Annotated in this window: 25 protein-coding genes; 11 read left to right on the top strand and 14 right to left on the bottom strand. The window is 71.4% G+C overall.

Annotation, left to right across the window (positions count from 1 at the left end):
* Window positions 1-16: 16 nt before the first annotated feature.
* Window positions 17-676 (bottom strand): GntR family transcriptional regulator, encoded by a 660-nt coding sequence (locus tag ACXR8F_RS03030; protein ID WP_458798670.1) that lies wholly within the window; start codon window positions 674-676, stop codon window positions 17-19.
* Window positions 677-826: 150 nt separating this feature from the next.
* On the opposite strand from ACXR8F_RS03030, the gene glyA reads away from it, so the two are divergent.
* From glyA to purU, 7 genes are read left to right on the top strand one after another with little or no spacing between them, the layout of a single operon-like run.
* A complete protein-coding gene (gene glyA / locus ACXR8F_RS03025; RefSeq protein WP_458798669.1) occupies window positions 827-2143 on the top strand; it encodes a serine hydroxymethyltransferase in 1317 nt (438 codons plus the stop codon).
* Between the two features lie 2 nt (window positions 2144-2145).
* Window positions 2146-3366, top strand: a complete 1221-nt coding sequence (locus tag ACXR8F_RS03020) for a sarcosine oxidase subunit beta family protein (RefSeq protein ID WP_458798668.1) — start codon at window positions 2146-2148, stop codon at window positions 3364-3366.
* A gap of 21 nt (window positions 3367-3387) precedes the next feature.
* Window positions 3388-3675 (top strand): sarcosine oxidase subunit delta, encoded by a 288-nt coding sequence (locus ACXR8F_RS03015; protein ID WP_045191418.1) that lies wholly within the window; start codon window positions 3388-3390, stop codon window positions 3673-3675.
* A gap of 1 nt (window position 3676) precedes the next feature.
* Window positions 3677-6667 carry an FAD-dependent oxidoreductase gene (locus ACXR8F_RS03010; protein WP_458798667.1) on the top strand — a complete coding sequence of 997 codons (2991 nt, stop codon included), beginning with the start codon at window positions 3677-3679 and terminating at the stop codon, window positions 6665-6667.
* A complete protein-coding gene (locus ACXR8F_RS03005; RefSeq protein WP_458798666.1) occupies window positions 6660-7337 on the top strand; it encodes a sarcosine oxidase subunit gamma in 678 nt (225 codons plus the stop codon). Before ACXR8F_RS03010 ends, ACXR8F_RS03005 begins: the two co-directional genes overlap by 8 nt.
* Window positions 7337-8740 carry an L-serine ammonia-lyase gene (locus ACXR8F_RS03000; protein ID WP_458798665.1) on the top strand — a complete coding sequence of 468 codons (1404 nt, stop codon included), beginning with the start codon at window positions 7337-7339 and terminating at the stop codon, window positions 8738-8740. Before ACXR8F_RS03005 ends, ACXR8F_RS03000 begins: the two co-directional genes overlap by 1 nt.
* Before the next feature lie 39 nt (window positions 8741-8779).
* Window positions 8780-9667 (top strand): formyltetrahydrofolate deformylase, encoded by an 888-nt coding sequence (gene purU / locus ACXR8F_RS02995; protein WP_458798664.1) that lies wholly within the window; start codon window positions 8780-8782, stop codon window positions 9665-9667.
* Between the two features lie 95 nt (window positions 9668-9762).
* On the opposite strand, the gene ACXR8F_RS02990 is transcribed toward purU, so the two are convergent.
* Window positions 9763-10986 carry a PucR family transcriptional regulator gene (locus ACXR8F_RS02990; protein WP_458798663.1) on the bottom strand — a complete coding sequence of 408 codons (1224 nt, stop codon included), beginning with the start codon at window positions 10984-10986 and terminating at the stop codon, window positions 9763-9765.
* A gap of 86 nt (window positions 10987-11072) precedes the next feature.
* On the opposite strand from ACXR8F_RS02990, the gene ACXR8F_RS02985 reads away from it, so the two are divergent.
* Together ACXR8F_RS02985 and ACXR8F_RS02980 are read left to right on the top strand one after the other, a co-directional pair.
* Window positions 11073-12203, top strand: coding sequence for a flavin reductase family protein (locus ACXR8F_RS02985; protein ID WP_458798662.1), 1131 nt, complete (start codon window positions 11073-11075; stop codon window positions 12201-12203).
* A 31-nt stretch (window positions 12204-12234) separates the two neighbouring features.
* A complete protein-coding gene (locus ACXR8F_RS02980) occupies window positions 12235-13395 on the top strand; it encodes a fatty acid desaturase family protein (RefSeq protein ID WP_458798661.1) in 1161 nt (386 codons plus the stop codon).
* A 186-nt stretch (window positions 13396-13581) separates the two neighbouring features.
* Here the strand turns inward: ACXR8F_RS02980 and ACXR8F_RS02975 are convergent, their stop codons facing one another.
* A complete protein-coding gene (locus ACXR8F_RS02975; protein ID WP_458798660.1) occupies window positions 13582-14154 on the bottom strand; it encodes a DoxX family protein in 573 nt (190 codons plus the stop codon).
* A 76-nt stretch (window positions 14155-14230) separates the two neighbouring features.
* Entirely contained in the window at window positions 14231-15295 is a 1065-nt protein-coding gene (locus ACXR8F_RS02970) for a maleylacetate reductase (protein ID WP_458798659.1), read from the bottom strand.
* Between the two features lie 81 nt (window positions 15296-15376).
* Between ACXR8F_RS02970 and ACXR8F_RS02965 the strand changes: the two genes are divergently transcribed.
* Window positions 15377-16753, top strand: coding sequence for an adenylate/guanylate cyclase domain-containing protein (locus tag ACXR8F_RS02965; protein ID WP_458798658.1), 1377 nt, complete (start codon window positions 15377-15379; stop codon window positions 16751-16753).
* A gap of 74 nt (window positions 16754-16827) precedes the next feature.
* On the opposite strand, the gene ACXR8F_RS02960 is transcribed toward ACXR8F_RS02965, so the two are convergent.
* The 3 genes from ACXR8F_RS02960 to ACXR8F_RS02950 form a co-directional block, all read right to left on the bottom strand.
* Window positions 16828-17193, bottom strand: a complete 366-nt coding sequence (locus ACXR8F_RS02960) for a YciI family protein (RefSeq protein WP_458798657.1) — start codon at window positions 17191-17193, stop codon at window positions 16828-16830.
* Between the two features lie 126 nt (window positions 17194-17319).
* The gene (locus tag ACXR8F_RS02955; RefSeq protein WP_458798833.1) at window positions 17320-17562 is read right to left on the bottom strand and encodes a metal-sensitive transcriptional regulator; all 243 of its coding nucleotides are present in this window, start codon (window positions 17560-17562) and stop codon (window positions 17320-17322) included.
* A 309-nt stretch (window positions 17563-17871) separates the two neighbouring features.
* Window positions 17872-18054, bottom strand: a complete 183-nt coding sequence (locus ACXR8F_RS02950) for a hypothetical protein (RefSeq protein ID WP_458798656.1) — start codon at window positions 18052-18054, stop codon at window positions 17872-17874.
* A gap of 96 nt (window positions 18055-18150) precedes the next feature.
* Here ACXR8F_RS02950 and ACXR8F_RS02945 point away from each other — a divergent pair, with 96 nt between their 5' ends.
* The gene (locus ACXR8F_RS02945; RefSeq protein WP_458798655.1) at window positions 18151-18711 is read left to right on the top strand and encodes a TetR/AcrR family transcriptional regulator; all 561 of its coding nucleotides are present in this window, start codon (window positions 18151-18153) and stop codon (window positions 18709-18711) included.
* A gap of 4 nt (window positions 18712-18715) precedes the next feature.
* Here ACXR8F_RS02945 and ACXR8F_RS02940 read toward each other — a convergent pair whose 3' ends face one another.
* Genes ACXR8F_RS02940 through ACXR8F_RS02910 form a run of 7 tightly spaced genes read right to left on the bottom strand, consistent with a single transcriptional unit; the run spans window position 18716 to window position 26311 of the window.
* On the bottom strand, window positions 18716-19924 hold the full coding sequence (locus ACXR8F_RS02940; protein WP_458798654.1) for a 4-hydroxybenzoate 3-monooxygenase: 1209 nt from the start codon (window positions 19922-19924) through the stop codon (window positions 18716-18718).
* Window positions 19921-21408, bottom strand: a complete 1488-nt coding sequence (locus ACXR8F_RS02935; RefSeq protein WP_458798653.1) for an aldehyde dehydrogenase family protein — start codon at window positions 21406-21408, stop codon at window positions 19921-19923. Before ACXR8F_RS02935 ends, ACXR8F_RS02940 begins: the two co-directional genes overlap by 4 nt.
* Window positions 21405-22073 (bottom strand): HD domain-containing protein, encoded by a 669-nt coding sequence (locus ACXR8F_RS02930; protein ID WP_458798652.1) that lies wholly within the window; start codon window positions 22071-22073, stop codon window positions 21405-21407. Before ACXR8F_RS02930 ends, ACXR8F_RS02935 begins: the two co-directional genes overlap by 4 nt.
* Complete coding sequence (locus ACXR8F_RS02925) at window positions 22070-23326, bottom strand: NAD(P)/FAD-dependent oxidoreductase (RefSeq protein WP_045191434.1); 1257 nt, start codon at window positions 23324-23326, stop codon at window positions 22070-22072. Before ACXR8F_RS02925 ends, ACXR8F_RS02930 begins: the two co-directional genes overlap by 4 nt.
* A gap of 1 nt (window position 23327) precedes the next feature.
* On the bottom strand, window positions 23328-23648 hold the full coding sequence (locus tag ACXR8F_RS02920; RefSeq protein WP_045191435.1) for a 2Fe-2S iron-sulfur cluster-binding protein: 321 nt from the start codon (window positions 23646-23648) through the stop codon (window positions 23328-23330).
* Between the two features lie 41 nt (window positions 23649-23689).
* Window positions 23690-24454, bottom strand: coding sequence for an SDR family NAD(P)-dependent oxidoreductase (locus ACXR8F_RS02915; protein WP_458798651.1), 765 nt, complete (start codon window positions 24452-24454; stop codon window positions 23690-23692).
* 6 nt (window positions 24455-24460) lie between these two features.
* Window positions 24461-26311 carry a PEP-utilizing enzyme gene (locus ACXR8F_RS02910; RefSeq protein ID WP_458798650.1) on the bottom strand — a complete coding sequence of 617 codons (1851 nt, stop codon included), beginning with the start codon at window positions 26309-26311 and terminating at the stop codon, window positions 24461-24463.
* Window positions 26312-26323 lie beyond the last annotated feature (12 nt).

Raw genomic sequence — 26323 nt, 5'->3', positions numbered from 1 at the left:
CGGCTGGGCGGGGCCGTCAGAGGACGGCGCGGACCGCCTCCTCGAAGTGCTCGACGTGCGACGCGGCCAGCTCGGCGGCGCGGTCGGCGTCCTTGGCCACGATCGCCTCGAGCAGGGCCACGTGCTCCTTGATGTGCTCCGAGACGGACGGCAGCCGTTCGAGCACGAGGCACCAGATGCGCGTCGCCAGGTTGTCGAGCCGGACGAGGGTCTCCTCGAGGTGGGGGTTCTCGGCGGCGCGGTAGATGAGCCGGTGCACGTCGATGTCGTACTCCATCAGCGGACGCTTGTCCTCGGGCTCGTCGCCCATCGACCCGATCTGCCGCGCCTTCTCGGCGAGCTCGGCACGGATGTCCGCGCGCGCGACCAGAGCGGCCCGCCGCGCGGCGAGCGGCTCGAGGACGTGGCGCATCTCGGAGATCGCGGCGAGGTCTGTGATGTCGACCTGCGTCGCGAACGTGCCCCGCCGCGGATAGGACACGACGAGGTGGTCGAGCTCGAGCTTCTTGAGGCTCTCGCGGATCGGGGTGCGGCCGATGCCGAGGTCGCTGCCCAGCTGCGCCTCGTTGATCGGGGCGCCGGGTGCGATGTCGAGCATGACCAGCCGGTCGCGCAGCACGTGGTAGGCCTGCTCGGCGAGTGAGCCGTACGCCAGTGCCGGCGCCGTCAAGGTCATGGTTCCTCCCGGTCGGTGGCCACGGTGTGTGGTCGACATCGTCGATCTTTCCGGACAGACCGTTGACGACCCGTCCCGGCAAACATACTATTGCGATCCCGATGATATATCAGTCATCGACAACAAGGACATCAACTTCCGGAGGGCTTCATGTCCCAGCTCACCATCACCCCGACCGCCGCCGGCACGCTGCTCGACGAGGACCTCGAGCAGCTCGATCCCGAGGTCGCCGCCGCCATCGGGGCCGAGCTCCGGCGCCAGCAGGGAACCCTGGAGATGATCGCCTCGGAGAACTTCGCCCCGCTCGCGGTCATGCAGGCGCAGGGCTCGGTGCTGACGAACAAGTACGCCGAGGGCTACCCGGGTCGCCGCTACTACGGCGGGTGCGAGCACGTCGACGTCGTCGAGTCGCTCGCGATCGAGAGGGTCACGGCGCTCTTCGGGGCGGCACACGCCAACGTCCAGCCGCACTCGGGGGCCCAGGCGAACGCGTCCGTCATGCACGCGCTGCTCACGCCGGGCGACACGATCCTCGGTCTCGACCTCGCCCACGGCGGTCACCTGACGCACGGCATGCGCCTCAACTTCTCGGGCCGCCTCTACGACGTCGTGGCCTACGGCGTACGCGAGGACACCCACGTCGTCGACATGACGGAGGTCGCGCGGCTGGCCAAGGAGCACCGGCCGAAGATGATCGTCGCCGGTTGGTCCGCGTACTCGCGGCACCTCGACTTCGCGGCGTTCCGGCGCATCGCCGACGAGGTCGGCGCGTACCTCTTCGTCGACATGGCCCACTTCGCAGGGCTGGTCGCCGCCGGCCTGCACCCGTCTCCGGTGCCGCACGCCCACGTCGTCTCGTCGACGACGCACAAGACGCTCGGTGGCCCCCGTGGCGGCATCATCCTCACGAACGACGCCGACATCGCCAAGAAGATCAACTCCGCCGTCTTCCCCGGCCAGCAGGGCGGCCCGCTCGAGCACGTCATCGCCGGGAAGGCCGTCGCCTTCAAGGTCGCCGCGGGCGACGAGTTCCGCGACCGCCAGCGGCGCACGCTCGCAGGCGCGTCGATCCTCGCCGAGCGCCTCACCCGGCCCGACGTCACCGACGCGGGAATCGGGGTCGTCTCGGGTGGCACCGACGTGCACCTCGTCCTGGTCGACCTGCGCCACTCGCAGCTCGACGGCCGGCAGGGGGAGGACCTCCTCCACTCCGTCGGCATCACCGTCAACCGTAACGCCGTGCCGTTCGACCCGCGCCCGCCGATGGTGTCGTCGGGCCTGCGCATCGGTACGCCGGCGCTCGCCACCCGCGGCTTCGACGAGGCCGCCTTCACCGAGGTCGCCGACGTCATCGCCACGGCGCTCGCCGGCGACGGCTCCGAGGCGACGCTCTCCGCGCTGCGACAGCGGGTCGACGCCCTCGCGGCCCGGTTCCCCCTCTACCCGACCCTCGAGAAGGTGCAGTGACCATGAACCAGCGTGAGCTCCCCGAGCACCCGGACTTCCTCTGGGCCAACCCCGAGCCGAAGCGCAGCTACGACGTCGTCATCGTCGGCGCCGGCGGCCACGGCCTCGCGACCGCGTACTACCTCGCGAGCAAGCACGGCATCACCAACGTCGCCGTGCTCGAGCGCGGCTGGATCGCCGGCGGCAACATGGCCCGCAACACGACGATCATCCGGTCCAACTACCTGTGGGACGAGTCGGCCGCGATCTACGAGCACTCGCTCAAGCTGTGGGAGAACCTCGAGGAGGAGCTCGGCTACGACGTCTTCTTCTCGCAGCGCGGCGTGCTCAACCTCGCCCACACGCTGCAGGACGTGCGCGACTCGGTGCGCCGCGTCGAGGCCAACCGCCTCAACGGCGTCGACGCCGAGTGGGTCGACCCCCAGCAGGTCAAGGAGCTGTGCCCGATCATCAACATCGGCGACGACATCCGCTATCCCGTCATGGGCGGCACGTACCAGCCGCGCGCCGGCATCGCCAAGCACGACTGGGTCGCCTGGGGCTACGCCCGTCGCGCGAGCGAGCTCGGCGTCGACATCATCCAGAACTGCGAGGTGACGGGCTTCGTCATCGACGGCGGGCGGGTCACCGGCGTGGAGACCAGCCGGGGCCGCATCAACGCGGGCAAGGTCGCGCTGTGCGCGGCCGGGCACACCTCGGTGCTCTCCGAGCTCGCCGGCTTCCGCGTGCCGATCCAGTCGCACCCCCTGCAGGCCCTCGTCTCCGAGCTGCACGAGATCATCCACCCCACCGTCGTCATGTCGAACCACGTGCACGTCTACGTGTCGCAGGCGCACAAGGGCGAGCTCGTCATGGGGGCCGGCATCGACTCCTACAACGGCTACGGCCAGCGCGGCTCGTTCCACGTCATCGAGCACCAGATGTCGGCGGCCGTCGAGCTCTTCCCCGCCTTCTCGCGCGCCCACCTGCTGCGCACCTGGGGCGGGATCGTCGACGTGACGATGGATGCCTCGCCGGTGATGGGCAGGTCGCCCGTCGACGGCATGTACGTCAACTGTGGTTGGGGCACCGGCGGGTTCAAGGCCGTGCCCGGAGCCGGCTTCGCCTACGCGCACACCATCGCCACCGACGAGCCGCACGAGCTCAACCGGGGCTTCGGCCTCGACCGCTTCGTCAGCGGCGCCCTCATCGACGAGCACGGCGCCGCAGCCGTCGCCCACTGACCGTCACGCAAGGAGACCCCGATGCTCATCATCGACTGCCCGAACTGCGGGCCCCGCCCCGAGACCGAGTACGGCTACGGCGGCCAGGCGCACGTCGCCTACCCCGAGGACCCGCACGCCCTCACCGACGAGGAGTGGGCGCAGTACCTCTTCTACCGCGACAACCCCAAGGGCGACTACGCCGAGCGGTGGGTCCACTCCGCCGGCTGCCGCAAGTGGTTCAACGCGGTCCGCGACACCCGCACCTACGAGATCTCGGCGGTCTACCGCACCGGCGAGACCCGCTCCGAGACCCAGAAGGGAGCCTGACATGGCAGCCGACCAGACCCGGCGCATCGACGCCGGTGGGGCCATCGACCGTTCCACGCCCGTCGTGCTCGTCGTCGACGGCGCCACCCTGACGGGCTTCGCAGGCGACACCGTCGCCTCTGCCCTCGTCGCGAACGGCCGGCTACGGGTGGGCGACTCCATCTACCGCGGCCGCCCGCGCGGCATCCTCTCCGCGGGCGTCGAGGAGCCGAACGCGTTCGTGCTCGTCCACGGCGACCACGACGAGTCGATGCTCCCGGCCACCACCCTCGAGCTCGTGCCCGGCCTGGACGTGCGCCTGCTCGACGGCATCGGCGTGCTCGACCAGAAGCCCGACCCCGCCGAGTACGACAAGATGCACGTCCACGCCGACGTCGCGGTGGTCGGTGCCGGCCCCGCGGGCCTCGCCGCCGCGCGGGCTGCCGCAGCGACCGGCGCGCGCGTCGTGCTCCTCGAGCAGGACTTCCGCCTCGGTGGCAGCCTCCTCGCCTCGCCCGCCGAGGTCGTCGAGGGCGTGCCCGCTGCGCAGTGGGTCGAGCAGGTCCGCGCCGAGCTGGAGGCCGCACCGGAGGTGCGCGTCCTCATCCGCACGACCGCCTTCGGAAGCTACGACAACAACCACCTCATCGCCGTCGAGAAGCGCGCCGAGCACCTCGACGGGACCGCGCGCGACGGCATACCGAGGCAGCGCATCTGGCACGTGACGGCCGCCCAGGTCGTCCTGGCCACCGGAGCCTTCGAGCGGCCGATCGTCTTCGCCGACAATGACGTTCCCGGTGTGATGCTCGCGTCGTCCGTCACCACCTACGTGCGTCGGTATGCCGCGCTGCCCGGCCGCGAGGCGGTCGTCGTGACGACGAACGACTCCGGCTACGCCGCCGCGCACGCGCTGCTCGAGGCGGGTGCATCCGTGCAGGTCCTCGACGCACGTGACGAGGGCGCGAGCCCGGTCGTCGCGTCGGCCGCGCAGGCCGCCGGCCTCAGGGTGCGAACCGGATACGCCGTCGTCGGCATCGACGGGGACGCGTCGGTCGAGGGCGCCTGGGTCGCTCGCATCGACGCCGAGGGCGCTCTCGTCGGCGACGCCGAGCGGGTCGTCTGCGACCTCGTCGCGGTCTCCGGCGGCTGGACGCCCAACGTCAGCCTCCACAGCCAGCGCCAGGGCGCGCTGCACTGGGACGACGACCTCGCCGGCTTCGTGCCCGCCGCGGCCGTGCGCAACCAGCACCTGGCCGGTGCTGTTCGCGGCACGTACTGGACCGACGGCTGCCGGGCCGAGGGTGATGCCGCAGGCCTCGCTGCAGCCCGCGCCGCAGGGTTCTCGGCCGCATCGCGCAGCACCGCGATCGGGGCCGACGCCGTCGCAGAGGAGCGGGTCGCCCGCGCCGGGCGGACCCGTCAGCTGTGGGTCGTCGAGGGGCGCGAGGGCGGCTATGCCACGCACTTCGTCGACCTGCAGCGCGACAACACGGCCGCCGACGTGCTGCGCGCCACCGGCGCCGGCATGCGCTCGGTCGAGCACGTCAAGCGCTACACGTCGATCAGCACCGGCGTCGACCAGGGCCGGATCGGGGCGGTCAACACGATCGGCCTGCTGACGCGGGTGCTGTCGGGTGACGACACGCGTGCCATCCCGCCCGGCCAGCCCGGCCAGGACGAGACCGCAGGTGGTCCCGCCGCGGGCGCGGCACGGCCCACGCCCGGCGCGATCGGCAACACGACCTTCCGGGCCCCGTTCACCCCGGTCGCCTTCGCAGCGCTGGCCGGTCGCTCTCGTGGCGACCTCTTCGACGCCGCACGCACGACGTCGATCCACCCGTGGCACGAGGCGCACGGCGCGCTCTTCGAGGACGTCGGCCAGTGGAAGCGGCCGTGGTACTACCCCCGCCCGGGCGAGGACATGGACGCCGCCGTGGCCCGCGAGTGCCGCGCAGCCCGCGAGGGCGTCGCCTTCATGGACGCGACCACGCTCGGAAAGATCGAGATCCGCGGCGACGCAGGGGAGTTCCTCAACCGTCTCTACACCAACGCGTTCAAGAAGCTCGCCGTCGGCAAGGCTCGCTACGGCGTCATGTGCAAGCCCGACGGCATGGTGTTCGACGACGGCGTCGTGCTGCGCCTGGCGGAGGACCGCTACTTCGCGACGACGACGACCGGCGGAGCCGCCCGCGTGCTCGAGTGGCTCGAGGAATGGTTGCAGACCGAGTGGCCCGACCTCGACGTCGTGTGCACGTCGGTGACCGAGCAGTGGTCGACGATCGCCGTCGTCGGCCCCCGGTCGCGCGAGGTCATCGCGCGCATGGCGCCCGATCTCGACGTGACGCGAGAAGGCTTCGGGTTCATGGAGTTCCGCGAGACGGTGCTCGCCTCGGGCATCCCGGCACGTATCTGCCGCATCACCTTCTCGGGTGAGCTCGCCTTCGAGATCAACGTGCCGACCTGGTACGGCCTGCAGGTGTGGGAGGACGTCGCCGAGGCCGGTGCGGACTTCGACATCACGCCCTACGGCACCGAGACGATGCACGTGCTGCGGGCCGAGAAGGCGTACCCGATCGTCGGTCAGGACACCGACGGCACCGTGACCCCGCAGGACCTCGGGATGAGCTGGATCGTCTCCACGACGAAGGACTTCGTCGGCAACCGTTCCTACTCGAGGTCTTCCCACCGCGCCGCGGACCGCAAGCAGCTCGTCAGCGTGCTGCCCCTCGACCGGAGCCTGCGCCTGCCGGAGGGCGCGCAGCTCGTCGAGCCCGGCGCGCTGGGCGACTACACGGGTGAGGGCCTGCCCTCGCGCCCGATCCCGATGCTCGGTCACGTCACGTCGAGCTACCACTCCCAGGCGCTCGGCCGATCCTTCGGCCTCGCGCTCGTCAAGGCCGGCCGGGACCGGATCGGCCAGACGCTCATCGCGTCCTTCGAAGGACGCTTCGCCGAGGTCGAGGTGGCCGACGCGGTGCTCTACGACAAGGAAGGGGCCAGGCGAGATGGCTGAGCAGACGATGACGATGACGGCACCGGAGGACACCACGGTCGAGGTCGCGGTGCACGTGCCGCCGGTCGACCGGGCCCGGGTGCTCGCGCTGCGACGCAGCCCCGCTCAGGGACTCGATGAGGAGATGCGGCGCGGGTCCGGTGCGGCGGCGCGACTCCGCGAGGTCCCGTTCCTGACCCAGGTCGCGATCCGCGCGACGCCGGGTCGTGACGGCTCCCTCACCGAGACGCTCGGCCTGGACCTGCCGACACGCGTCGGCGAGGTCGCGGGTGCCGGAGACGGAAACGGCCTCGCCGTGCTCTGGCTCTCGCCCGACGAGTTCCTGGCCGTCGGCCCGGACGAGGCCGAGAGCGGCGTCTCCCCGGAGGCGTATGCCGGCGGGCTGGCCGAGGCCCTGGGCTCCGAGCGCGGGCAGGCGGTCGACGTGTCGGCCAACCGCACGACGCTCGAGCTGTCCGGGTCACGGGCACGGTCCGTGCTCGAGAAGAGCTGTGAACTCGACCTGCACCCCCGCGTGTTCCCGGTCGGGGCGGCCGTCGCGACCCTGCTCGGTTCGACCGGAGTCATCCTGTGGCGCACGGGCGAGGACACGTGGCGGGTCATGCCGCGCGCCTCGTTCGCGACGCACGTGGTGCGCTGGCTGCTCGACGGGATGCGGGAGTACCGCTGATGTCGCTCAGCGCCCTCGACCTGTTCTCGGTGGGGATCGGGCCGTCGTCGTCGCACACGGTGGGTCCGATGCGGGCAGCCCGGCGGTTCGCCGCCGGGCTGGCCGACTCGGGCCTGCTCGACCGGACGGCGCGGGTGCAGGTGCAGCTCTACGGGTCGCTGGGCGCGACCGGCCACGGGCACGGCTCCGACCGCGCCGTCCTGCTGGGGCTCGAGGGTGAGGACCCCGAGACCGTCGACACGTCGCACGCGGTGGTGCGGGTCGAGGCCGTCCGGGCCGACCGCAAGCTCGCCCTCGACGGCACCCACCGGGTCGACTTCGACCCCGACGAGGACCTCGTGCTGCACCGTCGGCGCGCGCTGCCGGGACACCCCAACGGGATGACCTTCGAGGCCTTCGACGAGGCAGGGCGCTCCCTCCGTGCTCGCACCTACTACTCGGTCGGTGGCGGCTTCGTCGTCGACGACGAGGCGATCGGTGCGGACCGGGTCGTCACCGACACCACCCCGCTGCCGCACCCGTTCAGCACCGGGGCCGAGCTGCTCCAGCGCTGTCGCGCCACCGGGATGTCGATCGCCGGCGTGATGATGGCCAACGAGCGTGCCTGGCGTCCCGAGCACGAGGTGCGCGAGCGGCTGCTGCACCTCTGGGGCGTCATGCAGGAGTGCGTCGAGAGCGGCTGCGCCCGCGAGGAGCGCACGCTGCCCGGCGGCCTGCGGGTGCGTCGCCGGGCGCCGGAGCTGCGCGACCGCCTCCGACGCCACGAGGCAGACATGCGAGCTGCGACGGGCGGGGCGATGCCCGACCCGCTGTGGGCCATGGAGTGGGTCAACCTCTACGCCCTGGCCGTCAACGAGGAGAACGCCTCCGGCGGTCGCATCGTCACCGCGCCGACGAACGGGGCCGCCGGCATCATCCCCGCCGTCCTGCACTTCTACGCCCGCTTCGTCGACGGTGCCGACGACGACGGGATCGTCGAGTTCCTCCTCACCGCAGCGGCTGTCGGCATCATCGTGAAGCTGGGCGCCTCGATCTCGGGCGCCGAGGTCGGGTGCCAGGGCGAGGTGGGATCGGCCTGCTCGATGGCGGCAGCGGGCCTGTGCGCCGTGCTCGGCGGCACACCGGAACAGGTCGAGAACGCGGCCGAGATCGGGATCGAGCACAACCTCGGACTGACCTGCGACCCGGTCGGCGGCCTCGTGCAGATCCCCTGCATCGAGCGCAACGCCATCGCCTCGGTCAAGGCCGTCAACGCGGCGCGGCTCGCGATGCAGGGCGACGGGGAGCACAAGGTGACCCTCGACCAGGCCGTCAAGACGATGCGCGAGACCGGCGCCGACATGAAGATCAAGTACAAGGAGACGTCGCGAGGTGGCCTCGCCGTCAACGTCATCGAGTGCTGACACGCGGGCCGTCAGGCCCGTCCACGAGAGGAGTCTCGCATGAGCACCGTCACGAGTGCCGTCACCCAGCAGGTGGGCTACGTCCTCACGCTCGACTGCCCCGAGGCCCCCGGCCTCGTCCATGCCGTGTCCGGCTTCCTCATGGACCAGCACGGTGACATCCACGAGCTCAAGCAGTTCGACGACGTACGCGGCGGGCACTTCTTCCTCCGCGTGCACTTCGCGATCGCCGGCGACCAGTCCGACCCGGGCGTCGACGCCCTGCGCGAGGCCTTCGCCGCCGTGGCGCAGCGGCACGGCATGCGCTTCGAGCTGCGTGAGGCCTCGGCGAAGCGGCGGGTCCTCGTCATGGTGTCGAAGTTCGCGCACTGCCTCAACGACCTGCTCTTCCGCTCCCGCGTCGGGGAGCTGCCGATGGAGATCGCTGCCGTCGTGTCCAACCACCCCGACCACCGAGCGCTCGTCGAGTGGCACGGCATCCCGTTCTTCCACGTGCCGGTCACTGCCGCGACCAAGCCGGCGGCGGAGGCGAGGCTGCTCGACCTCGTCGACCGCTTCGAGATCGAGCTCGTCGTGCTCGCGCGCTACATGCAGATCCTCAGCGACGACCTCACCGAGCAGCTCACCGGAAGGGCCATCAACATCCACCACTCGTTCCTGCCGAGCTTCAAGGGGGCCAAGCCGTACCACCAGGCGTGGGAGCGCGGCGTCAAGACGGTCGGCGCGACGGCGCACTACGTCAGCAGCGAGCTCGACGAGGGCCCGATCATCTCCCAGCAGGTGCGCGAGGTCGACCACTCGTTCGGACCCGAGGACCTCGTGGCCGCGGGACGGGACACCGAGTGCCGGGCCCTGTCGAACGCCGTGAAGTGGCACTGCGAGGGGCGGGTCATCCTGCACGGCAACCGGACCGTCGTGCTGCTCTGACGCGGACCAACCCGACGACCCGCAGGTGGCCCAGGCCGATCGATGGCGTCATCGTGCGCTGACCGGCCGTCGGTCGCGCGGCCAAGCAGGGCGGGTCACCGGGTCGGGGAGAGAGCGAGCACGAGCTCACGCACCACCGCTGGGTCGGCCAGACGGTCGCCGTAGAGCTCGCGGAGCTGCCCCATCCGGTAGCGCACGGTCTGCGGGTGCACGTGCAGGGCGGCGGCCACCTCCTCGCGGCGGCCCTGGTGCAGCAGCCACGACAGCAAGGTCTCGGCGAGCCGCTCCCGCGTGCTGGGCGACAGATCGGCGAGTGGGGCCAGGGCGTGGTCGCGCAGGTCGGCCAGCGCCTCGGTGTCGGCTGTCAGCACGAGGTCGGCCAGGTGCCGCTCGCTGTCCACCGCAGCGCCGGTGCGCGACGGCCGCGCCAGCGCCGCCGTTCGCAGGGCGCGGTCGTAGGAGGACCGCGCCTCCGCCCAGGGGCGCGGTGGCCCGACGACGGCGTGGCGCCCCCGCAGCTGCCGCAGCAGGTGCCGACGCCCCGTGCCGTCCGCGTCGGGGACGAGCAGCAGGGTGAGCGGGTGGTCGGGGTCGGCGTCCTCGATGCCCTGCAGGTCCTCGCCGACCTGGAGGGTGTCCGCGTGGAGGGAGGCGACGGCGCGGCGGGCCTCGGCTGCCGGCAGCAGCACCGCGGTCAGGGACGCCGGCGGGGTCCACTCGGCGCGGTCAGCGGCCGCGGCGAGAACGTCGGCACCGGCACGGGCGAGCAGCTGCTGACCGAGCCGCTCGCGGTAGCGGTCTCGCACGCGGCCACTGGTCGTCAGCTCGTCGGTGTGCCCGGCGACGCTGGCCGCCGACAGCTCGTCGATGTAGGCGAAGAGCAGCTCGGCGAACTTCGCCATCGTCGCTGCCGTGAGCCCCGCGTCGGCCGCGGCGGCGGCCAGCTCGCGCCACGCCACCCTCGCCCCGACTCGGTATGCCGCGAGCAGGCTGTCCATCGACCGTCCACCCCGCGCCTCGCCGCGCCCCAGGGCGTACGCGCCCTCGCGGGTGGGGCCCAGTGGCGTGCTCGCGTCGACGTCCCGGCCCCCGCCCGCGAGCTTGAGGAAGCCGGCGATGGCCATCTGCACGGCGCGCTCGATGGTGTCGCCCGCTACCCCGCCGAGCGCCCCGCGGTAGTCGGGGACCTCGTCGACCACCGCCGCGACCGTGGTCGCAGCGATGGCGGGGAGGCGCTCACGCAGCTGGCGGAGCACGGCGTGGTCGAGCTGGAGGTCTGCTGCGCCTCGAGCGGTCGCCCGGGCAGGCTCTGACGCCATCAACTGTTCCCTCCGAACAAGAGTTCCCACACTCTTCACGCCCTGCGGTCAGGATCTTACCCTTGTCTGTCAGTCATGCTGGAGACATGAGCCTGCTAGCACCCTCGACCCGAGCCGCCCGACCGTCGCTGCGCCGACGGATCGTCGCCCTGGCCGAGCGCGCGACGTCGCCCCTCCTGCCGGCCGACTACCTCGACCTCTTCGACCCGCTGCGCCCCGGTGCCGACCTGCGCGGCCGCATCGTCGAGGTCAGCCCCGAGACCGTCGACGCGGCCACCGTCGTCATCCGCCCGGGCGCCGACTGGGCCGGCCACGTGCCGGGGCAGTACGTACGCGTCGGCGTCGACGTCGACGGCGTACGCCAGTGGCGGGCCTACTCCCTCACCCACGGCCCGCGCGCCGACGGCAACATCTCCATCACCGTCAAGGCCGTGCCCGACGGCCTGGTCAGCAACCACCTCGTGCGCGAGTCCCGACCGGGCACGCTCGTGCACCTCGAGCAGGCGCAGGGCGAGTTCGTGCTGCCCACCGATGGGGGCAAGTTCCTCTTCGTCACGGCCGGCTCCGGCGTCACGCCGGTCATCGGCATGCTGCGCAACCTCTTCCCCGTCGCCGATGGGGGCGTCGTACGCCTGCCCCGCGCGGCGGCATACGACATCGTCGTCGTGCACGTGGCGCCGAGCGAGCCGCACTCGATCTTCATCGACAACCTCCGGGCCCTCGACGAGGCAGGCCTGATCCGCCTCGTCGCCCGCTACGACGACGAGCACGGCGTGCTCGACGTCGACGACCTCGACATCCTCGTGCCCGACCTGCTCGAGCGGACGACGCTCGCCTGCGGCCCCGGCGGGCTCCTCGACGCCCTCCAGCGACACCACGACCAGCGCGGGCTGGGCCTGCTCACCGAGCAGTTCCGGGCGACGACGCTCGTCGTCGGCGAGGGCGGCACCGTCGACTTCACCGGCTCCGACACGACGGTCGACGCCGACGGCGCGACACCCATCCTCGATGCTGCCGAGGCCGCCGGCGTGCTCATGCCGTCCGGGTGCCGCATGGGCATCTGCTTCGGCTGCGTGCTGCCGCTGCGCGAGGGCGCCGTGCGCGACCTGCGCACCGGCGAGGTCACGACGGCGACGCCGGGCGAGACCGAGGGCCAGGGCGTCCCGATCCAGACGTGCATCTCCGCAGCCGCCGGCGCCTGCGTCATCGACCACTGACCACTGAGACCAGACCCCAAGAGGAGTCACCATGACCGTCCTGCAGAAGAAGGCCCACAACCCCATCGGGCACCTCAGCGCCGCGGACATCGAGCAGATCGGCGTCGAGCTCGACGCCATCCGTCAGTCCGTCATCGACACCCGCGGCGCCGATGACGCGGCCTACATCCGCAAGGTCATCGCCACCCAGCGCAAGCTCGAGCTCGGCTCTCGCGCAGTCCTTCTCGTGTCGATGTTCCCGCCGGCCTGGCTCGTCGGCACCGCCGGCCTCGCCGTCGCCAAGATCATCGAGAACATGGAGATCGGGCACAACGTCATGCACGGCCAGTGGGACTGGATGCGCGACCCGAAGATCCACTCGACGACGTGGGAGTGGGACAACGCCAGCCCCTCGGAGCAGTGGAAGCACTCGCACAACGAGCTGCACCACACGTACACGAACGTCATCGGCAAGGACAACGACCTCGGCTACGGCATCATGCGCGTCGACGAGGACCAGCGCTGGGTGCCGCTCTACGCCGCGCAGCCGCTGTGGAACTTCGTCAACGCCTGTTTCTTCGAGTACGGCATCGCGGCCTACGACCTCGAGCTCGGCAAGAACCTCGCCACCAAGGAGCGACGCCAGGACCCCGACTTCCGGGCGCGCGCCAAGGTGACGCTGAAGAAGATCCGCAACCAGATGACGAAGGACTACGTCATCCACCCGCTCCTGTCCGGCCCGTCGTTCCTCAGCACGCTGACGGCCAACGCCACGGCCAACCTCATCCGCAACCTCTGGACCCACTCGGTCATCATGTGCGGCCACTTCCCCGAGGGCGTCGAGACCTTCGAGCGACGCTCGATCGTGGGGGAGACCCGCGGCGAGTGGTACCTGCGCCAGATGCTCGGCTCGGCCAACATCAGCGGCAGCAAGGCCATGCACTTCATGACCGGCAACCTCAGCTTCCAGATCGAGCACCACCTCTTCCCCGACCTGCCGAGCAACCGCTACCAGGAGATCGCCCCGCAGGTGCAGGAGCTCTTCCGGAGGTACGGCCTGACCTACACGACGGGCTCGCTCCCGCGTCAGGTGGCGTCCGCGTGGAAGAAGGTCTTCCGCCTGTCGCTTCCCAACGGCCTCCTGCGCCGGGGCCGGGCCACGGTCGTCCCGATGGCCACGCGACCCGACACGACGTCCTCGGCCGCCGCCTGAGGTGTGCTCACCGGGAAACGGCAGCGCCGGGCTCACGCGGTGCATCCGCTCACGGCACTGCAGAGCGAGCACTCCCGGATGACCGACCGCTGAGGGAAGGCCCCAAAGCCGGGCGCGGAGAAGGGCTGAGAGCGGTCACGTCGAGGTGCCGGTTCGGCGCGCCGCCTGTAGACGTGAACCGAGCGCCTACGCCTGCGACGCGGACCCCGGCTGGTCGCTCGCCTGCGCGTCGTCATCCTCAGCAGTCGCCGCCAAAGCCCTCTCACGACGGGACACCACGAAGACGGCAGCCGGGACGACCGACGTCGCGGCGAAGACCCTCATCCACGGCTTGTCGACGACGTGCCGAGTGCTGTGGTCGAGCGACAGACGACCCGACCCCGTCAGGGCCAACGCGCCCCCCACCAGGGCCAGGACCAGTTGGTACTCGATGCCGCCCTCCTGCGCGAAGAAGCCGTGCTCGCGGCTGATCGACCCCGCGACCAGCATCGTTCCGGCTGCGGCTGCCCCGGCCGCAGGGGTGGCGAGGCCTACGGCCAGCAGGGCGCCGCCACCGAGCTCCGAGGCGGCCGCGAGCCGAGCATTGAGCCGGCCGGGTCTGAAACCGACCTCGTCGAAGAACGCGGCCGTCCCCTCGATCCCGTGCCCGCCGAAGGCGCCGAACTGCTTCTGGGCGCCGTGCGCCATCATCACTGCGCCGAAGCCGAGCCGAAGTGCCAGTAGGCCGACGTCACGCAGCTCGACCGCGTTCCGCTTCATGACCACCCCTCCTGCGACTGCCGAAGCTCCTCGGAGACAGGTTGCGCCTTCCAGCGTAGATCCGGGATGGCCCGTGTCACCAGGCGCGTTCGAGCAGCTCGGTCACCGACCCGAGGTCGAGCGGTCGGGGGTTGGGGTAGGGCGCTGCGACCACGCGTTCGGCCACGCCCGCCAGTGCCGCCCGAGGGACCCCGAGCTCGCGAAGTCGGCGCGCACCCTCGTGGGCGTCGGCGAGTCCGCGCACCACGCGTACGGGGTCGGTGCCGAGGGCGCGCTCGAGGCGACCGGCGGCATCGGGGGCAGCCGGCAGGTCGAAGTCCATGACGTGCGGCAGCAGCATCGCGTGCAGCTCCGCGTGTGGCAGGTCGAAGGTGCCGCCGAGAGCATGGGCGAGCTGGTGGTGCAGGCCCATCCGCGTCTGCGCGAGGCAGGTCCCGGCGAGCCACGCACCGGCCTGGACCCTGGACCGTGCGCGCACGTCACCGAGGTCGGCGAGCACGTCGGGCAGCGCCGCGACGATCTCATGGGCGGCCTCCGTGGCGAGGGCGTCGCTCACCGGTGTGCGGTCGGGGGCCCAGAGCGCCTCGACGGCGTGCGCCAGCGCGTTCAGGGCGCTCGTCAGGGTGAGCCCGCGCGGCATCGACAGGGTCAGCTCCGGGTCGTAGACGACGGTCCCCGGGGCGAGCGCGGGGTCGCGGCGGGTGGTCTTCACCCCGCCCCGGGTCTCGCCGAGGACGGGCGTGACCTCCGACCCGGCATACGTCGTCGGCACGGCCACCTGGGGTATGCCGGTGCGCGCGCTGAGCGCTTTGCCGAGCCCGACCGCGGAACCTCCGCCCACCGCGACGACGGCATCGGCTCGGTGGTCGGTGACGATCGCGAGGGCGCGCTCGGTCACGTCCACCGGCGTGTGGACCCTCGGGCCGTCGAACCGTGCCGCGAGCCGCCCGCCCAGCGCGGCGGCGAGCGCGTCACCTGCAGCGGCCGCCGACGGCGTCGTCACGAGCAGCACGCGCCGCGCGCCGATGCGTCCGACCTCGGACGGGACGTGCCGCAGCGCCCCCGGTCCGATGAGCACACGGGTCGCGACGCCCTGGTGGTCGGCGACGTCGGCGGCGTCGGGCGCGTTCGCGTCGGTCATGGCTGCAAGGGTGGCACGTCGACGGCGTCGCAAGGCGTGCGATGACACCCACCCGGCGTTTCCCGAAGGTGCAGACTGGGCGTGGACCACGACGCAGGGGGAGGGATGCGCCCGCAGACGACATACGTCGAGTCGGTCGACGGCTACGTCGCGTACCAGGTGTTCGGGGAGGGGCCTCGGGACCTGCTCTTCGTCACGAACTGGAGCACCAACCTCGACGCGATGTGGGACGAGCCCTCCCTGGCCCACTACTTCAGCCGGCTCGGCCGCCTGGGCCGCGTCATCTGCTTCGACAAGCGCGGCACCGGCGTCTCCGACCCCGTCTCGCTGCGCTCGCTGCCGACCCTCGAGCAGTGGATGGACGACGCACGGCTCGTGCTCGACGCCGTCGGCTCGAAGCAGGCCGTCGTCATCGGTGACACGGAGGGCGGTCCGATGGCGATGCTGCTCGCAGCGACCTATCCCGCGCGGGTGCGCCAGCTCGTGCTCGTCAACTCCTACGCCCGCTGGCTGCGCGCGCCCGACTACCCGATCGGTATGCCGGAGAGCGCCCACGCGATCCTGCTCGAGCGCTACTCGACCTGGTGGGGGCAGGACGCCCGCATGCTCGAGGTCACCGCGCCGACCATCGCCCACGACCCGCGCTGGCAGGAGTGGTTCCTGCGCTACCAGCGCCTGGCGATGCCGCCGGGCGCCGCCTCGACGATGTACGAGTGGGTGACGAAGCTCGACGTGCGCGCCGTCCTCGCTGCCATCTCGGTCCCCACGCTCGTGCTGCAGCGCACCGACAACGTGCACTACCGGGCGGACTTCGGGCGCTACCTCGCCGAGCACCTGCCGGCCGCGACGCTGCACGAGCTGCCCGGCGCCGACTGCTACCCCTTCTACACCCCGCAGAACGACGACGTCCTGCGCGAGGTCGCGCAGTTCCTCAGCGCGGCGCCGAGCACGTCGCCCGAGATCCCCACGCAGCGCGAGCTCGCCACCGTGCTCTTCACCGACGTCGTCGGCTCGACCGACCTCGCGGCGCGGCTCGGCGACGACCGCTGGCTCGGGCTCCGGGCGGCCCACGACGAGATCGTGCGTCGCAACCTCGCGGCCTTCCGGGGGCGCGAGGTCGCGACGACGGGCGACGGCTTCCTCGCGACGTTCGACGGTCCGGCGCGGGCGCTGCTCTGTGCCGCACGCATCCGTGACTCGATGCACCTCATCGGGCTCGAGGTGCGCCAGGGCGCCCACACGGGCGAGATCGAGCGCGTCGGCGACGACATCGGCGGCATCGCCGTGCACCTCGCCGCCCGGGTCATGGCCCTCGCCGGCCCGAGCGAGATCCTCGCGTCGGGCACGGTGACCGACCTCGTCGTGGGCTCGGGCATCACCTTCAGCGACCGGGGGAGCCATCGGCTCAAGGGCGTCCCCGGCAGCTGGAAGCTGTATGCCGTCGCCGGCGTGCCGTAGCCGCGCGCCCGGAGCCACCCGCCGGGTTCGAGGTGAAAGCGCGTCAGATGCGACGCGCTTTCACCTCGAACCGCTCAACCTGTAGGCGGCTGGGGCTTGAAGCGGCGGACCTCGTGGGGCCAGCCGCACGCCTCGGCGATCCTGGCGCCCCACATCGTGGCGGTCGCGTCGTCGGGCACGTCCACGATCGCGAAGCCGCCGAGCCACTCCTTGGTCTCGACGTAGGGGCCGTCTGTGACCATCGCCGTGCCGCTGTCGGTGTCGGGGTCGGCGTGGTAGACGGGGCCGTCCTCCTCCTCGAGGCCACCGGCGAAGACGTACACGCCTGCGGCCTTCATGTCGTTGACCACGCCCATGGCCAGCGGCCCGCGTCCTCGGAACCACTCCTCCGGGTGGTCGCCCACCCACTGCTGGTTGAAGTACAGGAGGTACTCGGCCATGCGTCTGCTCCTTCGCTCAGTGGCGGCCCGGGTGACTCCGGACCGCGTCGACACCTGCTACACGAACGACCGTGCCCGGAATCGACACGTCTCCGGGGAGAGTACGACGAGCGGTGCCCCGGACCGTCAGGCGAGCGTGAGGAAGAGCTTCTCCATCGTGGCCTGGTCCTCGGAGGTGAGGCCCTCGGGCGAGGCCAGGCACTCGCGCAGTCCTGAGGAGACGATGGCGAACCCGGCGCGGTCGAGAGCGCGGTTGACCGCCGCGAGCTGGGTCACGACGTCGCGGCAGTCACGACCATCCTCGATGAGGCGGATGACGCCGCCGATCTGCCCCTGGGCCCGACGGAGCCGGTTGAGGACGGGCGTCATGTCTTCGCTGTTGAGAGTGACCACGAAAGGCTCCTGGGTGGGGTTGGGCGTGAGGGAGACGGACGAGATCGTAGCCCGATTTGACGAACATACCCGAAGGGGTATTAACCTTTCCATGCACATACCTCATGGGGTATCTGTACGCTGCGGGCTGGCGACCTCTTCCCGCGCCTCGAGTGATCATGTTTCCCCTGACATGCCGCTCGTGCCGACCGGTCCACGGCTTCCCCTGGGCCGTCCCGGTCAGCCGTCGGGGGCGGTGTCCCCGCACCCGTCCCCGACGGCCCCGCCGTCCCGCGCGAGGGGTGCTCAGCCGCCGGTTCTCTGGTGCGACGGGTCGGTGCCGGCGTCGGTGCGGGGGTCGCTGCGGGGGTCGCTGCGGGAGTCGTGGTCGGGCTCCGCGCGCGTCCCGTCGATGACGCCGAACACGAACCAGGCGACGACGACGAGGATCGCCACTGCGCCGAAGACGAGGGTCGTGGTGGGGGGCATGGGTGCCACTCCTTCCGCGGTGTCTCACCGCAGCTCAATTACGCTACATTTGGTGTAGCGAATTTGAGGCGTCGTTTGTTCCCGAGGAGGTGCGTGGTGCCCGCCGGAAGACCGCGCGACGCCACCGTCGACGAGCGCATCGCCGGAGCCGCCCTGCAGCTGATGCGTGAGCAGGGCCCCCAGGCAGTGCACGTCGACGGGGTGGCGGCCCGGTCCGGGGTCGCCCGCACGACCGTCTACCGCCGGTACCGCGACCGTGACGCCCTCATCGCAGCCACCCTGGACCGGATGACCGAGGCCTCCCTGCCGCACGCGGACCTGCCCCTGACGGACAAGCTGCGCTGGCTGCTCGAGCAGGTGCGTGTGCTCGTCGAGGAGCAGGTCGGTCGCGGTGCGGTCGCCGCCGTGCTGGCCGGCTCCGACCCTGCCTTCGCGTCAGCTCTGCGCAGGATGCTCGGCGCGCGGCTGGCGCAGCTGCAGCAAGAGATCGACTCCGACATCCGGCACGGGCAGGTGCGACCCGACGTCGACGCCGATGCCTTGGCGGGGCTCGCCTTCGGCGCCTACCTCGGCGAGCTGCTCCGGCACGGACGGGCCCGGCGCGGCTGGGCCGACGGGGTGGTCACCCTGCTGCTGCGCGGGGTCGAGCGCACCTGACCGCTCAGCCGCGACCCGACGCGCGCTCCGGCCAGCCCGTGTAGGCCTCGGCCAGGAACCGGGAACCGGCCTCCGAGCCGGTCACCATGGCCAGCTCGCCCAGCTGGCGGCGACGGTCGAAGTCGGTGGCGCCCGGGACCGAGTGCAGCATGCTCGTCATCCAGTAGGAGAAGTGCTGGGCCTTCCACACCCGCGACTGGGCCCGCGGGCTGTAGGTGTCGAGCACGTCCTTGTCGCCGGTGCGCACCGCCTGCTCGAGCACCTCGGCCAGCACCTTGACGTCGGCGAGGGCGAGGTTGAGCCCCTTGGCGCCCGTGGGCGGCACCGTGTGGGCCGCATCGCCCGCCAGCAGCATGTTGCCGTGGCGCATCGGCTCGCAGACGAAGCTGCGGAAGCGCAGCACGGATCGGTCGGTGATCGGCCCCTCCTTGAGGGTGAAACCGTCGGGCCCGCTCACGCGGGACTGCAGCTCCTCCCAGATGCGGTCGTCGCTCCAGGCGTCGACGTCCTCGTCGGGGTCGCACTGGAAGTACATCCGCTGGAGCGTCTCGGAGCGCTGGCTGATGAGGGCGAAGCCGCGGTCGGAGTGGGCGTAGACGAGCTCGGGAGCGCTGTGCGGCGCCTCGCAGAGGATGCCGAACCAGGCGAAGGGGTACTCGCGCGATAACTGCCGGCGCTGCGCCTCCGGGATCTCGTGGCGGCACATGCTGCGCGACCCGTCGGCGCCGACGAGGTAGTCGCACTCGATCACCTGCGACGCGCCGGAGGAGTCGGTGAAGCGGATCCGTGGCCGGTCGCCGAGGACGTCCTCGACTCGGGTGTCGGTGACGGCGAACCGCACGTCGGCACCGTCGCGCTCGCGTGAGGCCGCCAGGTCGACGAAGACGTCGGTCTGCGGGTAGAGCCACGCCGACTCGCCCACGAGTCCCTTGAAGTCGATCCGGTGGCCGACGCCCCCGAAGCGCAGCTCGATCCCGTCGTGGGCGTGGCCTTCACGCAGCACGCGGTCGGACACGCCGGTGTCGACGAGCAGGCGCACGCTGTCGGCCTCGAGGATGCCGGCGCGCACCGTCTGCTCGATCTCGGTGCGGCTGCGGTTGTCGACGGCGATCGAGTCGATGCCGGCGCGGTGCAGCAGGTGCGAGAGCATCAGGCCGGCCGGCCCGGCCCCCACGATGCCGACCGTGGTCCTGCTCGTCGTCGGCGTGCTCATCTGGACCCCCGTGTAGGCGTGCGGCGGTGGATCGACTTGTAGGTGACGTAGGCGGCGAGACCCTCGAGGCCGTACTCGACGCCGAGGCCCGAGTCGTGGCGGCCGCCGAACGGCGCGCTGTGGTTCGAGGCGAAGAAGTTGATGCCGACCGAGCCCGTGTCCATCCGCTCCGCCACCTCCTGGGCGGCCTGCGGGTCGCTGGAGAAGACGAGGCCGCCGAGCCCGAACCCGGTGTCGTTGGCCAGGGCGACGGCCTCGTCGACCGTCTCGTAGCGCAGCACCGTGATGACCGGGCCGAAGATCTCCTCACGCGCGACCCGCATGTCGGGGGTGACGTCGGCGAGCACAGTCGGCTCGACGAAGTAGCCCTGGCCGTTGCGGGCCCGTCCACCTGTCGTCGCGCGGGCTCCCTCCCGGCGGGCCGACTCGAGGTGGTCCAGCACGCTGTCGTACTGCGCCCTGGTGGCGACGGGTCCGAACACCGTCTCGTCGTCGAGTGGGTCACCCTGGCGGCCGTCGCCGATGGTGCGGGTCACCATGTCGACGACCTCGTCGTAACGCTCGGCCGGCGCGAGGATGCGGGTGCTGATGTAGCACGTCTGCCCGGTGTTGCGCATGCACGAGCGGACGAGGACCGCCGCCATGGCCTCGAGGTCGGCGTCGGGCAGCACGACCGCCGACGACTTGCCGCCCAGCTCGAGGGTGACCGGGCGCAGCAGCTCGCCGCAGGCGGCTGCGATCCTGCGCCCGACCGGCGTCGAGCCGGTGAAGGCGACCTTGGCGGTGAGCGGATGGCGCACGAGAGCGTCACCGACCGCCCCCGACCCGGTGAGGAGGTTGACGACGCCGGCCGGTACGCCCGCCGCCTCGACCGCCTCGACGACGAAGCGGATCGAGAGAGGAGTGGGCGAGGCCGGCTTGACGACGACGGTGCACCCGGCGAGGAGTGCGGGCGCCAGCTTGATGGCCACGAGGTTGATCGGGAAGTTCCACGGGGCGATGAGCACGCACACGCCGACGGGGTCGCGGCGTACGACGGACTCGGAACCCGCCAGCGCCGGGAACGGGCGCACGTCGTCGGCGTCGAGGTGGTCGGCGACGCCGGCGAACCACCGGAAGATACCGGCTGCGTTGCTCGCGGCACCGCGGCTCTCGGACAGGGGAGTGCCGTTCTCGCGCGAGATGGTGAGCGCGAGCTGCTCCGCGCGCTTCTCGATCTCGTCGGCGACACCCCTCAGGTAGGCCGCCCGTTCGCCCGCGGTCAGCCGCGGCCACGGGCCGGTGCGGAACGCGCGGTCGGCCGCCGCCATGGCGGACTCGACGTCGTCGGGCGTGGCGTCCGGGACGGAGCCCCAGACCTCCTCGGTGGCCGGGTCGACGACCTGGGTGCGGGCGTCGCCCGTCGACGGGGCCCACGTCCCGTCGACGTAGTGGTCGTCGACGTGCGTCCACGGCAGGTCGAGGTCCGCACGGTCGAGGATCATCGCAGCACGTCCGTCTTGAGCAGAGCCGTCGCGCGGTCCAGGGCTGCCGTCGCCATGGCGATGCCGGCCTCGGTGAGCAGCTCGGGGATGATCTCGGCGCGGAGCCGGTCGGTGTAGGTCGCCGGGTCCATGCCGAACCACCCGGATGCCAACGCGATGCCCGCGGGGTCGAAGCGCCACAGCCGGTCGGCGTCGCGCATCATCGCGTCCTCCAGGCTGTACGCCTCGTGCCGGGTGTCGTGCCCGTCGATGATGGCGCAGACGTCGTCGACGAACTGCTCGTCGTAGCCGAGCGGGGGCAGCACCTCGCGAGCGATGACGCAGCCCTGCTTCTCGTGCTCGAAGCGGATGGCGGCCTTGCGCCAGTCACCACCGAAGCCCTCCGAGATGATGCGGGTCTCGTCGACGCGCCCCCAGCCGGTGTCGTGGAGCAGGATCGCGACGCGCACGAGGCGCGAGTCCGCCTGCGGGTAGGCGCGGCAGAGGCGCTCGGCGTACGCGAGGGAGATCGGCAGGTGGATGTCGTTGCCCCGGGTCCGGGTCTCGGGGACGACGCTCTTCCACACCGGGTCGAGGTCGACCCCGCCTGCGGGCGTCAGTGTGATGGGGGTGGTGTCCACCGGGCCGGTGGCGGCCACGGGGGTCGGGGGCAGGGGATGAGTCATCGCGGGTCGTTCCTCGTGATCGACTTGAGCGGGGTGGCGGGGTCGGCGGCCTCATCGGGTGGGATCGACGCGCCTTGTGCGAGAGCGGATTTCACCGCCATGAAGTCCAGGGGGTTGTTGACGCAGTCGGCCGCGATGATGCGACCGCAGCGGTAGTAGAGGACCGAGAACCGGCCTCGGGCGTCGTCACGGCGCACGACGGTGCGGTCGTGCCCCGAGCTGAGCCCGGCGATCTGCAGCTTGAGGTCGCCCTGGTTGGACCAGAACCACGGGATGCCGGCGTACTCCTCCTGGCGGCCCGTGATGGAGTACGCGGCGACCTTCGCCTGTTCCACGGCGTTGTTGACGCTCTCGAAGCGCACCCGGTCGCCGTCGGGCGCACCCGGCACCGGGTTGGGCTGGTTGGCCACGTCACCGACGGCCAGGGTCACGCCGTCGGAGGCGACGGCATAACGGTCGACGACGATGCCGTTGTCGCAGGCGAGGCCGATGCTCTCGGCGAGCTCGGTGTTGGGCACGACCCCGACGCCGACCAGCACGAGGTCGGCGGGGATGGTGCGGCCGTCGACCTCGACCCCACCGACACGGTCGCCCCGCTCGGCCCGGGGGATGATGCGCCCCACCTCGGCGCCGAGGAGCACCTCGATGCCGGCGGCCGCGTGGTGGGCGCGGAGGAACTCGGCCGTCTCGTCGCCGACCGCGCGGCCGACGAGGCGGGGTCCGGCCTCGACGAGGGTCACCGTCTTGCCGAGCTTGCGCAGACTGGCGGCTGCCTCGATGCCGATGAAGCCACCTCCGATGACCACGACGTCCTGGACGGCCGGGACGCGGGCCTTGAGCTCGAGCGCGTCGTCGGCGTTGCGGAGGTAGAGCACGCCGGGGAGGTCCGCCCCGGGCAGCGGGAGGCGCCGGGCGCGGGCGCCGACGGTGAGCGCGAGCCGGTCGAAGGGGAACTGCGCTCCCGAGATGGCGTGCGCGACCCCGGACCCGTCCGCGTGCTTGTCGATGCGTACCACCCGCTCGTTCTTGACGACGCGGATGCGGTGCTCGTCCCAGTACTCCTGGGTGCGGAAGATCAGCGACTCCTTGGTGATGACGTCCTGGAGGAACTCCTTGGAGAGGGCCGGCCGCTGGTAGGGCCGGTGGTTCTCCTCGCCCAGCAAGGTGATCGGACCTTCGTGGCCCAGCGCACGCAGCGACACCGCGAGCTGCACCCCCGCCTGGGACGAGCCGATGATGAGCAGGCCGGACACGTCAGACCTGCGTCTCGGGCGTCGTCACGTGCAGGTCCATCTCCTCGACGACCTTGATCTGGCACGACAGCCGGGAGGTCGGGCCGCGGTCCACGGCGGCGCCGTAGAGCATCTCGTCCTCCATGTCCTCCATCGGGGGGAGGCCGGCGAAGTCGGCGTCGTCGACGAAGACGTGGCAGGTCGCGCAGGACAGGGATCCGCCACACTCGGCCACGATGCCGGGCACGCCGTTGCGCACCGCGGTCTCCATGACGGAGTCGCCCACCGTCGCCGTGACGGTGCGTGCGTCGCCGGTGGTGTCGGTGTAGGTGATCTGTGCCATGTCTTGCTCCTGAGGTCTGGTGGTGAGCTCGGGTTGCTCGTTCAGATGAACTGGCGGCCGCCGTCGACGACGAGCGTCTGGCCGCTGATGTACGCGCTGTCGGAGCCGGCGAGGAAGAGCGCTGCACCGACGATGTCCTCCGGCTGGCTGGAGCGGCGCAGCGCGCACCGGTCGACGCCGTACTGCTCGGCGTTCTCCATGAGCCCGAGGCTCGCCTCGGTGAGGGTGAATCCGGGGGCGATCGCGTTGACGGTGATGCCGCGGCGGCCGAGCTCCTTGGCCATGACCCGGGTCATCGCGATGACGCCGCCCTTCGAGGCGACGTAGTGCAGCCACTGCTCCGACCCGCTGTAGACCGTCGCCGACGCGAGGTTGACGACGCTGGCCCCCTCGGGGAGGTACGGGCTGCAGGCCCGCACGACGAGCCAGGGGCCCTTGAGGTTGACCGCCATGACGGTGTCCCACTCGGCGGGGTCGATGTCCTCGAGCGGCGAGCGGTTGAGGGTCGCGTAGACGGCGGCGTTGTTGACGACGACGTCGATGCGCCCGTCTCCGAAGCCGGCCACCTCGCGGGCGAGGGCCTCGGTCGAGGCCGTCGACGTCACGTCGACGGTCCCGTGCCAGGCCTTGCCGCCCGCGTCCTCGACGAGGCGTGCGGTCTCGGCCACGCCGTCGGCGTTGATGTCGGCGACGGCGACGCGGTAGCCGCGCTCGGCGAACCCGAGCGCGAAGCTGCGCCCGAGCCCGCCGGCCGCGCCCGTGACGAGCACGGTGCGGGCGGACGCGGTGGAGGTGGAGTCGGCCACGAGCGCTCAGTCCTCGAGCAGCTCGACGCGGCCGGTGTTGCCGTCGACCCGGATGCGCTGGCCCGTGCGGATCGTCGTGGACCCGTTGCCGGTGCCGGTGACGGCGGGAAGGGCGTACTCGCGGCAGACGATCGCGGCGTGGCTCATCATTCCGCCGATGTCGGTGACGGTCGCCTTGATCTTGCCGAAGATCGGTCCCCACGAGGGCGCGGTGATGGTGGCGACGAGGATCTCGCCCTCCTGCACCTCGCCGAGCTGGTCTGCGTGCGTGACGACGCGGGCCAGGCCCTCGGCGACGCCGGGGGAGGCGGCCATGCCCGTGATCGTCCCCGACTCGGCGGTGTCGTCGTCACCGAGCCACTGCTGAACCTGCTCGGTCGTGATGCCGTAGAGCATCATCGTGAACGGCTCGGTGATCTCGGCGGGCGGCGTGTTGAGGGCCGGCTGCGGGCGCTGGCTCGACAGGGCGTCGATGATGCCGCGACGGCGCTCGATCTCCTTGGGCCAGTAGTGCGGTCCCGTCGGCTCGGCGCCGACGGCCCAGCCCGTCACGAGGTCGAAGATCGCGTCGCGCACCTCGCCGCGGGTCAGGTAGAGCAGGTCGCTCTGGTCGGCCCAGAAGCCGGCGTCGGCGAAGACGCGGCCGAGCTGACGGACCTTGCGCCAGAAGACGCCCATCGTCCAGTGCTCGATGTAGAAGTTGTGGTTCTCGACGTAGGGGTAGGCGGTCGCCGCCAGGCCCACCTTGGCGTCGAAGTCGGCGACCAGCTCGGCCGGCACGAGGTCGCGGTACTCGCTCACCACGCGGTCGCGCTCGGCGACGAGCTCCTCGACGGGGCGCAGGATCTGGTGCCCCTCGTCGACCCGACGGATGTAGTCCTTGACGTATCCGAGGGGGATCTCGAGGTGCTCGATCCAGTACTTGTCGTGGCCGTAGAAGCCGTTGCCGACGGTGAAGTTGAACCAGGGGTCCTGGGCCTCGGTCCAAGCGGCGAGCCACTCCGCGCCACCGTCGAGGGCCGCGATCCGGTCGAGCGTGCCCTGGACGTCGTCGGTGTCGGCGAACGCCGCCTGCAGGCCCTTCTCGACGGCGAGCAGCGCGAGCTTCTTGAGCTCGTCGTCGGGGCGGAAGAGCTCCATGTCGACGCCCTGGACCATCTTCGCGATGGACTGGTCGGGGATGCCGGGGAAGAGCTGCTTGCAGAAGCCGAAGAAGTCGAGGTAGGCGAGGTAGCCGAGGTTGAGGAACTCGAAGTGGTACTGCCAGTTCTGGTAGCAGAGCTGGATGAGGCGGTCGTAGCTCTCCATGAGCTTCTCCGACCCGTCCTTGGCCACGCCGGCGACGATGTCGTCGAAGGGGACGGCGTCGGGCAGCGCCTCGAACGACAGGGTCTCCATCTCGGCGATGGTGGCGCGCACCTTCGTGTGCCAGCCGTCGAGCATGCTGTCCCAGTTCTGGAAGTAGTGGCCGGCGCGTCGCTCGAACTCGGGCACCCGGGCAGCGACCTCCGCCTCGGGCACGGGCACCGGGCTCATGTAGAGGTAGCCGAGATGGATCTTGAACTCGATGCCGTTGGCCGGCGGGATGAGCAGGTGCCGGGTGTTGTACTGCCCCAGGCACTTGACGGCGAACTCGCCGCCGATCGTCTCGAACGGCTTGAACACCGTCGGCCAGTGCTGGCTGTCGCAGAACCAGAACTTCTCGTCCTCGGCACCGCTGAGGTTCCGGAACGACAGGAAGTACGGGTAGAGGTCCTCCCACCCCTCCGCGCCCGGGGGCACCGGCAGCTCGGAGGGCTTCGGGAAGGACTTCAGGGTGGGCGCGGGCACTGGTGCTGCGGTGAGGTCGGCGGTCATGTCGGGACTTCC

Source organism: Terrabacter sp. AAH1 (assembly GCF_054456855.1).
This window is presented reverse-complemented; position numbering and strand designations above follow the sequence as displayed.

Bases quoted from the DNA above. Each gene is read 5' to 3' on its own strand.
- ACXR8F_RS02940 (WP_458798654.1), bottom strand. From the start codon at position 19,924: ATGAGCACGCCGACGACGAGCAGGACCACGGTCGGCATCGTGGGGGCC.
- ACXR8F_RS02930 (WP_458798652.1), bottom strand. From the start codon at position 22,073: ATGACTCATCCCCTGCCCCCGACCCCCGTGGCCGCCACCGGCCCGGTG.
- ACXR8F_RS02935 (WP_458798653.1), bottom strand. From the start codon at position 21,408: ATGATCCTCGACCGTGCGGACCTCGACCTGCCGTGGACGCACGTCGAC.
- ACXR8F_RS03000 (WP_458798665.1), top strand. From the start codon at position 7,337: ATGTCGCTCAGCGCCCTCGACCTGTTCTCGGTGGGGATCGGGCCGTCG.
- ACXR8F_RS03005 (WP_458798666.1), top strand. From the start codon at position 6,660: ATGGCTGAGCAGACGATGACGATGACGGCACCGGAGGACACCACGGTC.
- ACXR8F_RS03015 (WP_045191418.1), top strand. From the start codon at position 3,388: ATGCTCATCATCGACTGCCCGAACTGCGGGCCCCGCCCCGAGACCGAG.
- purU (WP_458798664.1), top strand. From the start codon at position 8,780: ATGAGCACCGTCACGAGTGCCGTCACCCAGCAGGTGGGCTACGTCCTC.
- ACXR8F_RS02980 (WP_458798661.1), top strand. From the start codon at position 12,235: ATGACCGTCCTGCAGAAGAAGGCCCACAACCCCATCGGGCACCTCAGC.
- glyA (WP_458798669.1), top strand. From the start codon at position 827: ATGTCCCAGCTCACCATCACCCCGACCGCCGCCGGCACGCTGCTCGAC.
- ACXR8F_RS02960 (WP_458798657.1), bottom strand. From the start codon at position 17,193: ATGGCCGAGTACCTCCTGTACTTCAACCAGCAGTGGGTGGGCGACCAC.
- ACXR8F_RS02910 (WP_458798650.1), bottom strand. From the start codon at position 26,311: ATGACCGCCGACCTCACCGCAGCACCAGTGCCCGCGCCCACCCTGAAG.
- ACXR8F_RS03020 (WP_458798668.1), top strand. From the start codon at position 2,146: ATGAACCAGCGTGAGCTCCCCGAGCACCCGGACTTCCTCTGGGCCAAC.
- ACXR8F_RS02955 (WP_458798833.1), bottom strand. From the start codon at position 17,562: ATGACGCCCGTCCTCAACCGGCTCCGTCGGGCCCAGGGGCAGATCGGC.
- ACXR8F_RS02985 (WP_458798662.1), top strand. From the start codon at position 11,073: ATGAGCCTGCTAGCACCCTCGACCCGAGCCGCCCGACCGTCGCTGCGC.
- ACXR8F_RS03010 (WP_458798667.1), top strand. From the start codon at position 3,677: ATGGCAGCCGACCAGACCCGGCGCATCGACGCCGGTGGGGCCATCGAC.
- ACXR8F_RS02950 (WP_458798656.1), bottom strand. From the start codon at position 18,054: ATGCCCCCCACCACGACCCTCGTCTTCGGCGCAGTGGCGATCCTCGTC.
- ACXR8F_RS03030 (WP_458798670.1), bottom strand. From the start codon at position 676: ATGACCTTGACGGCGCCGGCACTGGCGTACGGCTCACTCGCCGAGCAG.
- ACXR8F_RS02920 (WP_045191435.1), bottom strand. From the start codon at position 23,648: ATGGCACAGATCACCTACACCGACACCACCGGCGACGCACGCACCGTC.
- ACXR8F_RS02975 (WP_458798660.1), bottom strand. From the start codon at position 14,154: ATGAAGCGGAACGCGGTCGAGCTGCGTGACGTCGGCCTACTGGCACTT.
- ACXR8F_RS02970 (WP_458798659.1), bottom strand. From the start codon at position 15,295: ATGACCGACGCGAACGCGCCCGACGCCGCCGACGTCGCCGACCACCAG.
- ACXR8F_RS02990 (WP_458798663.1), bottom strand. From the start codon at position 10,986: ATGGCGTCAGAGCCTGCCCGGGCGACCGCTCGAGGCGCAGCAGACCTC.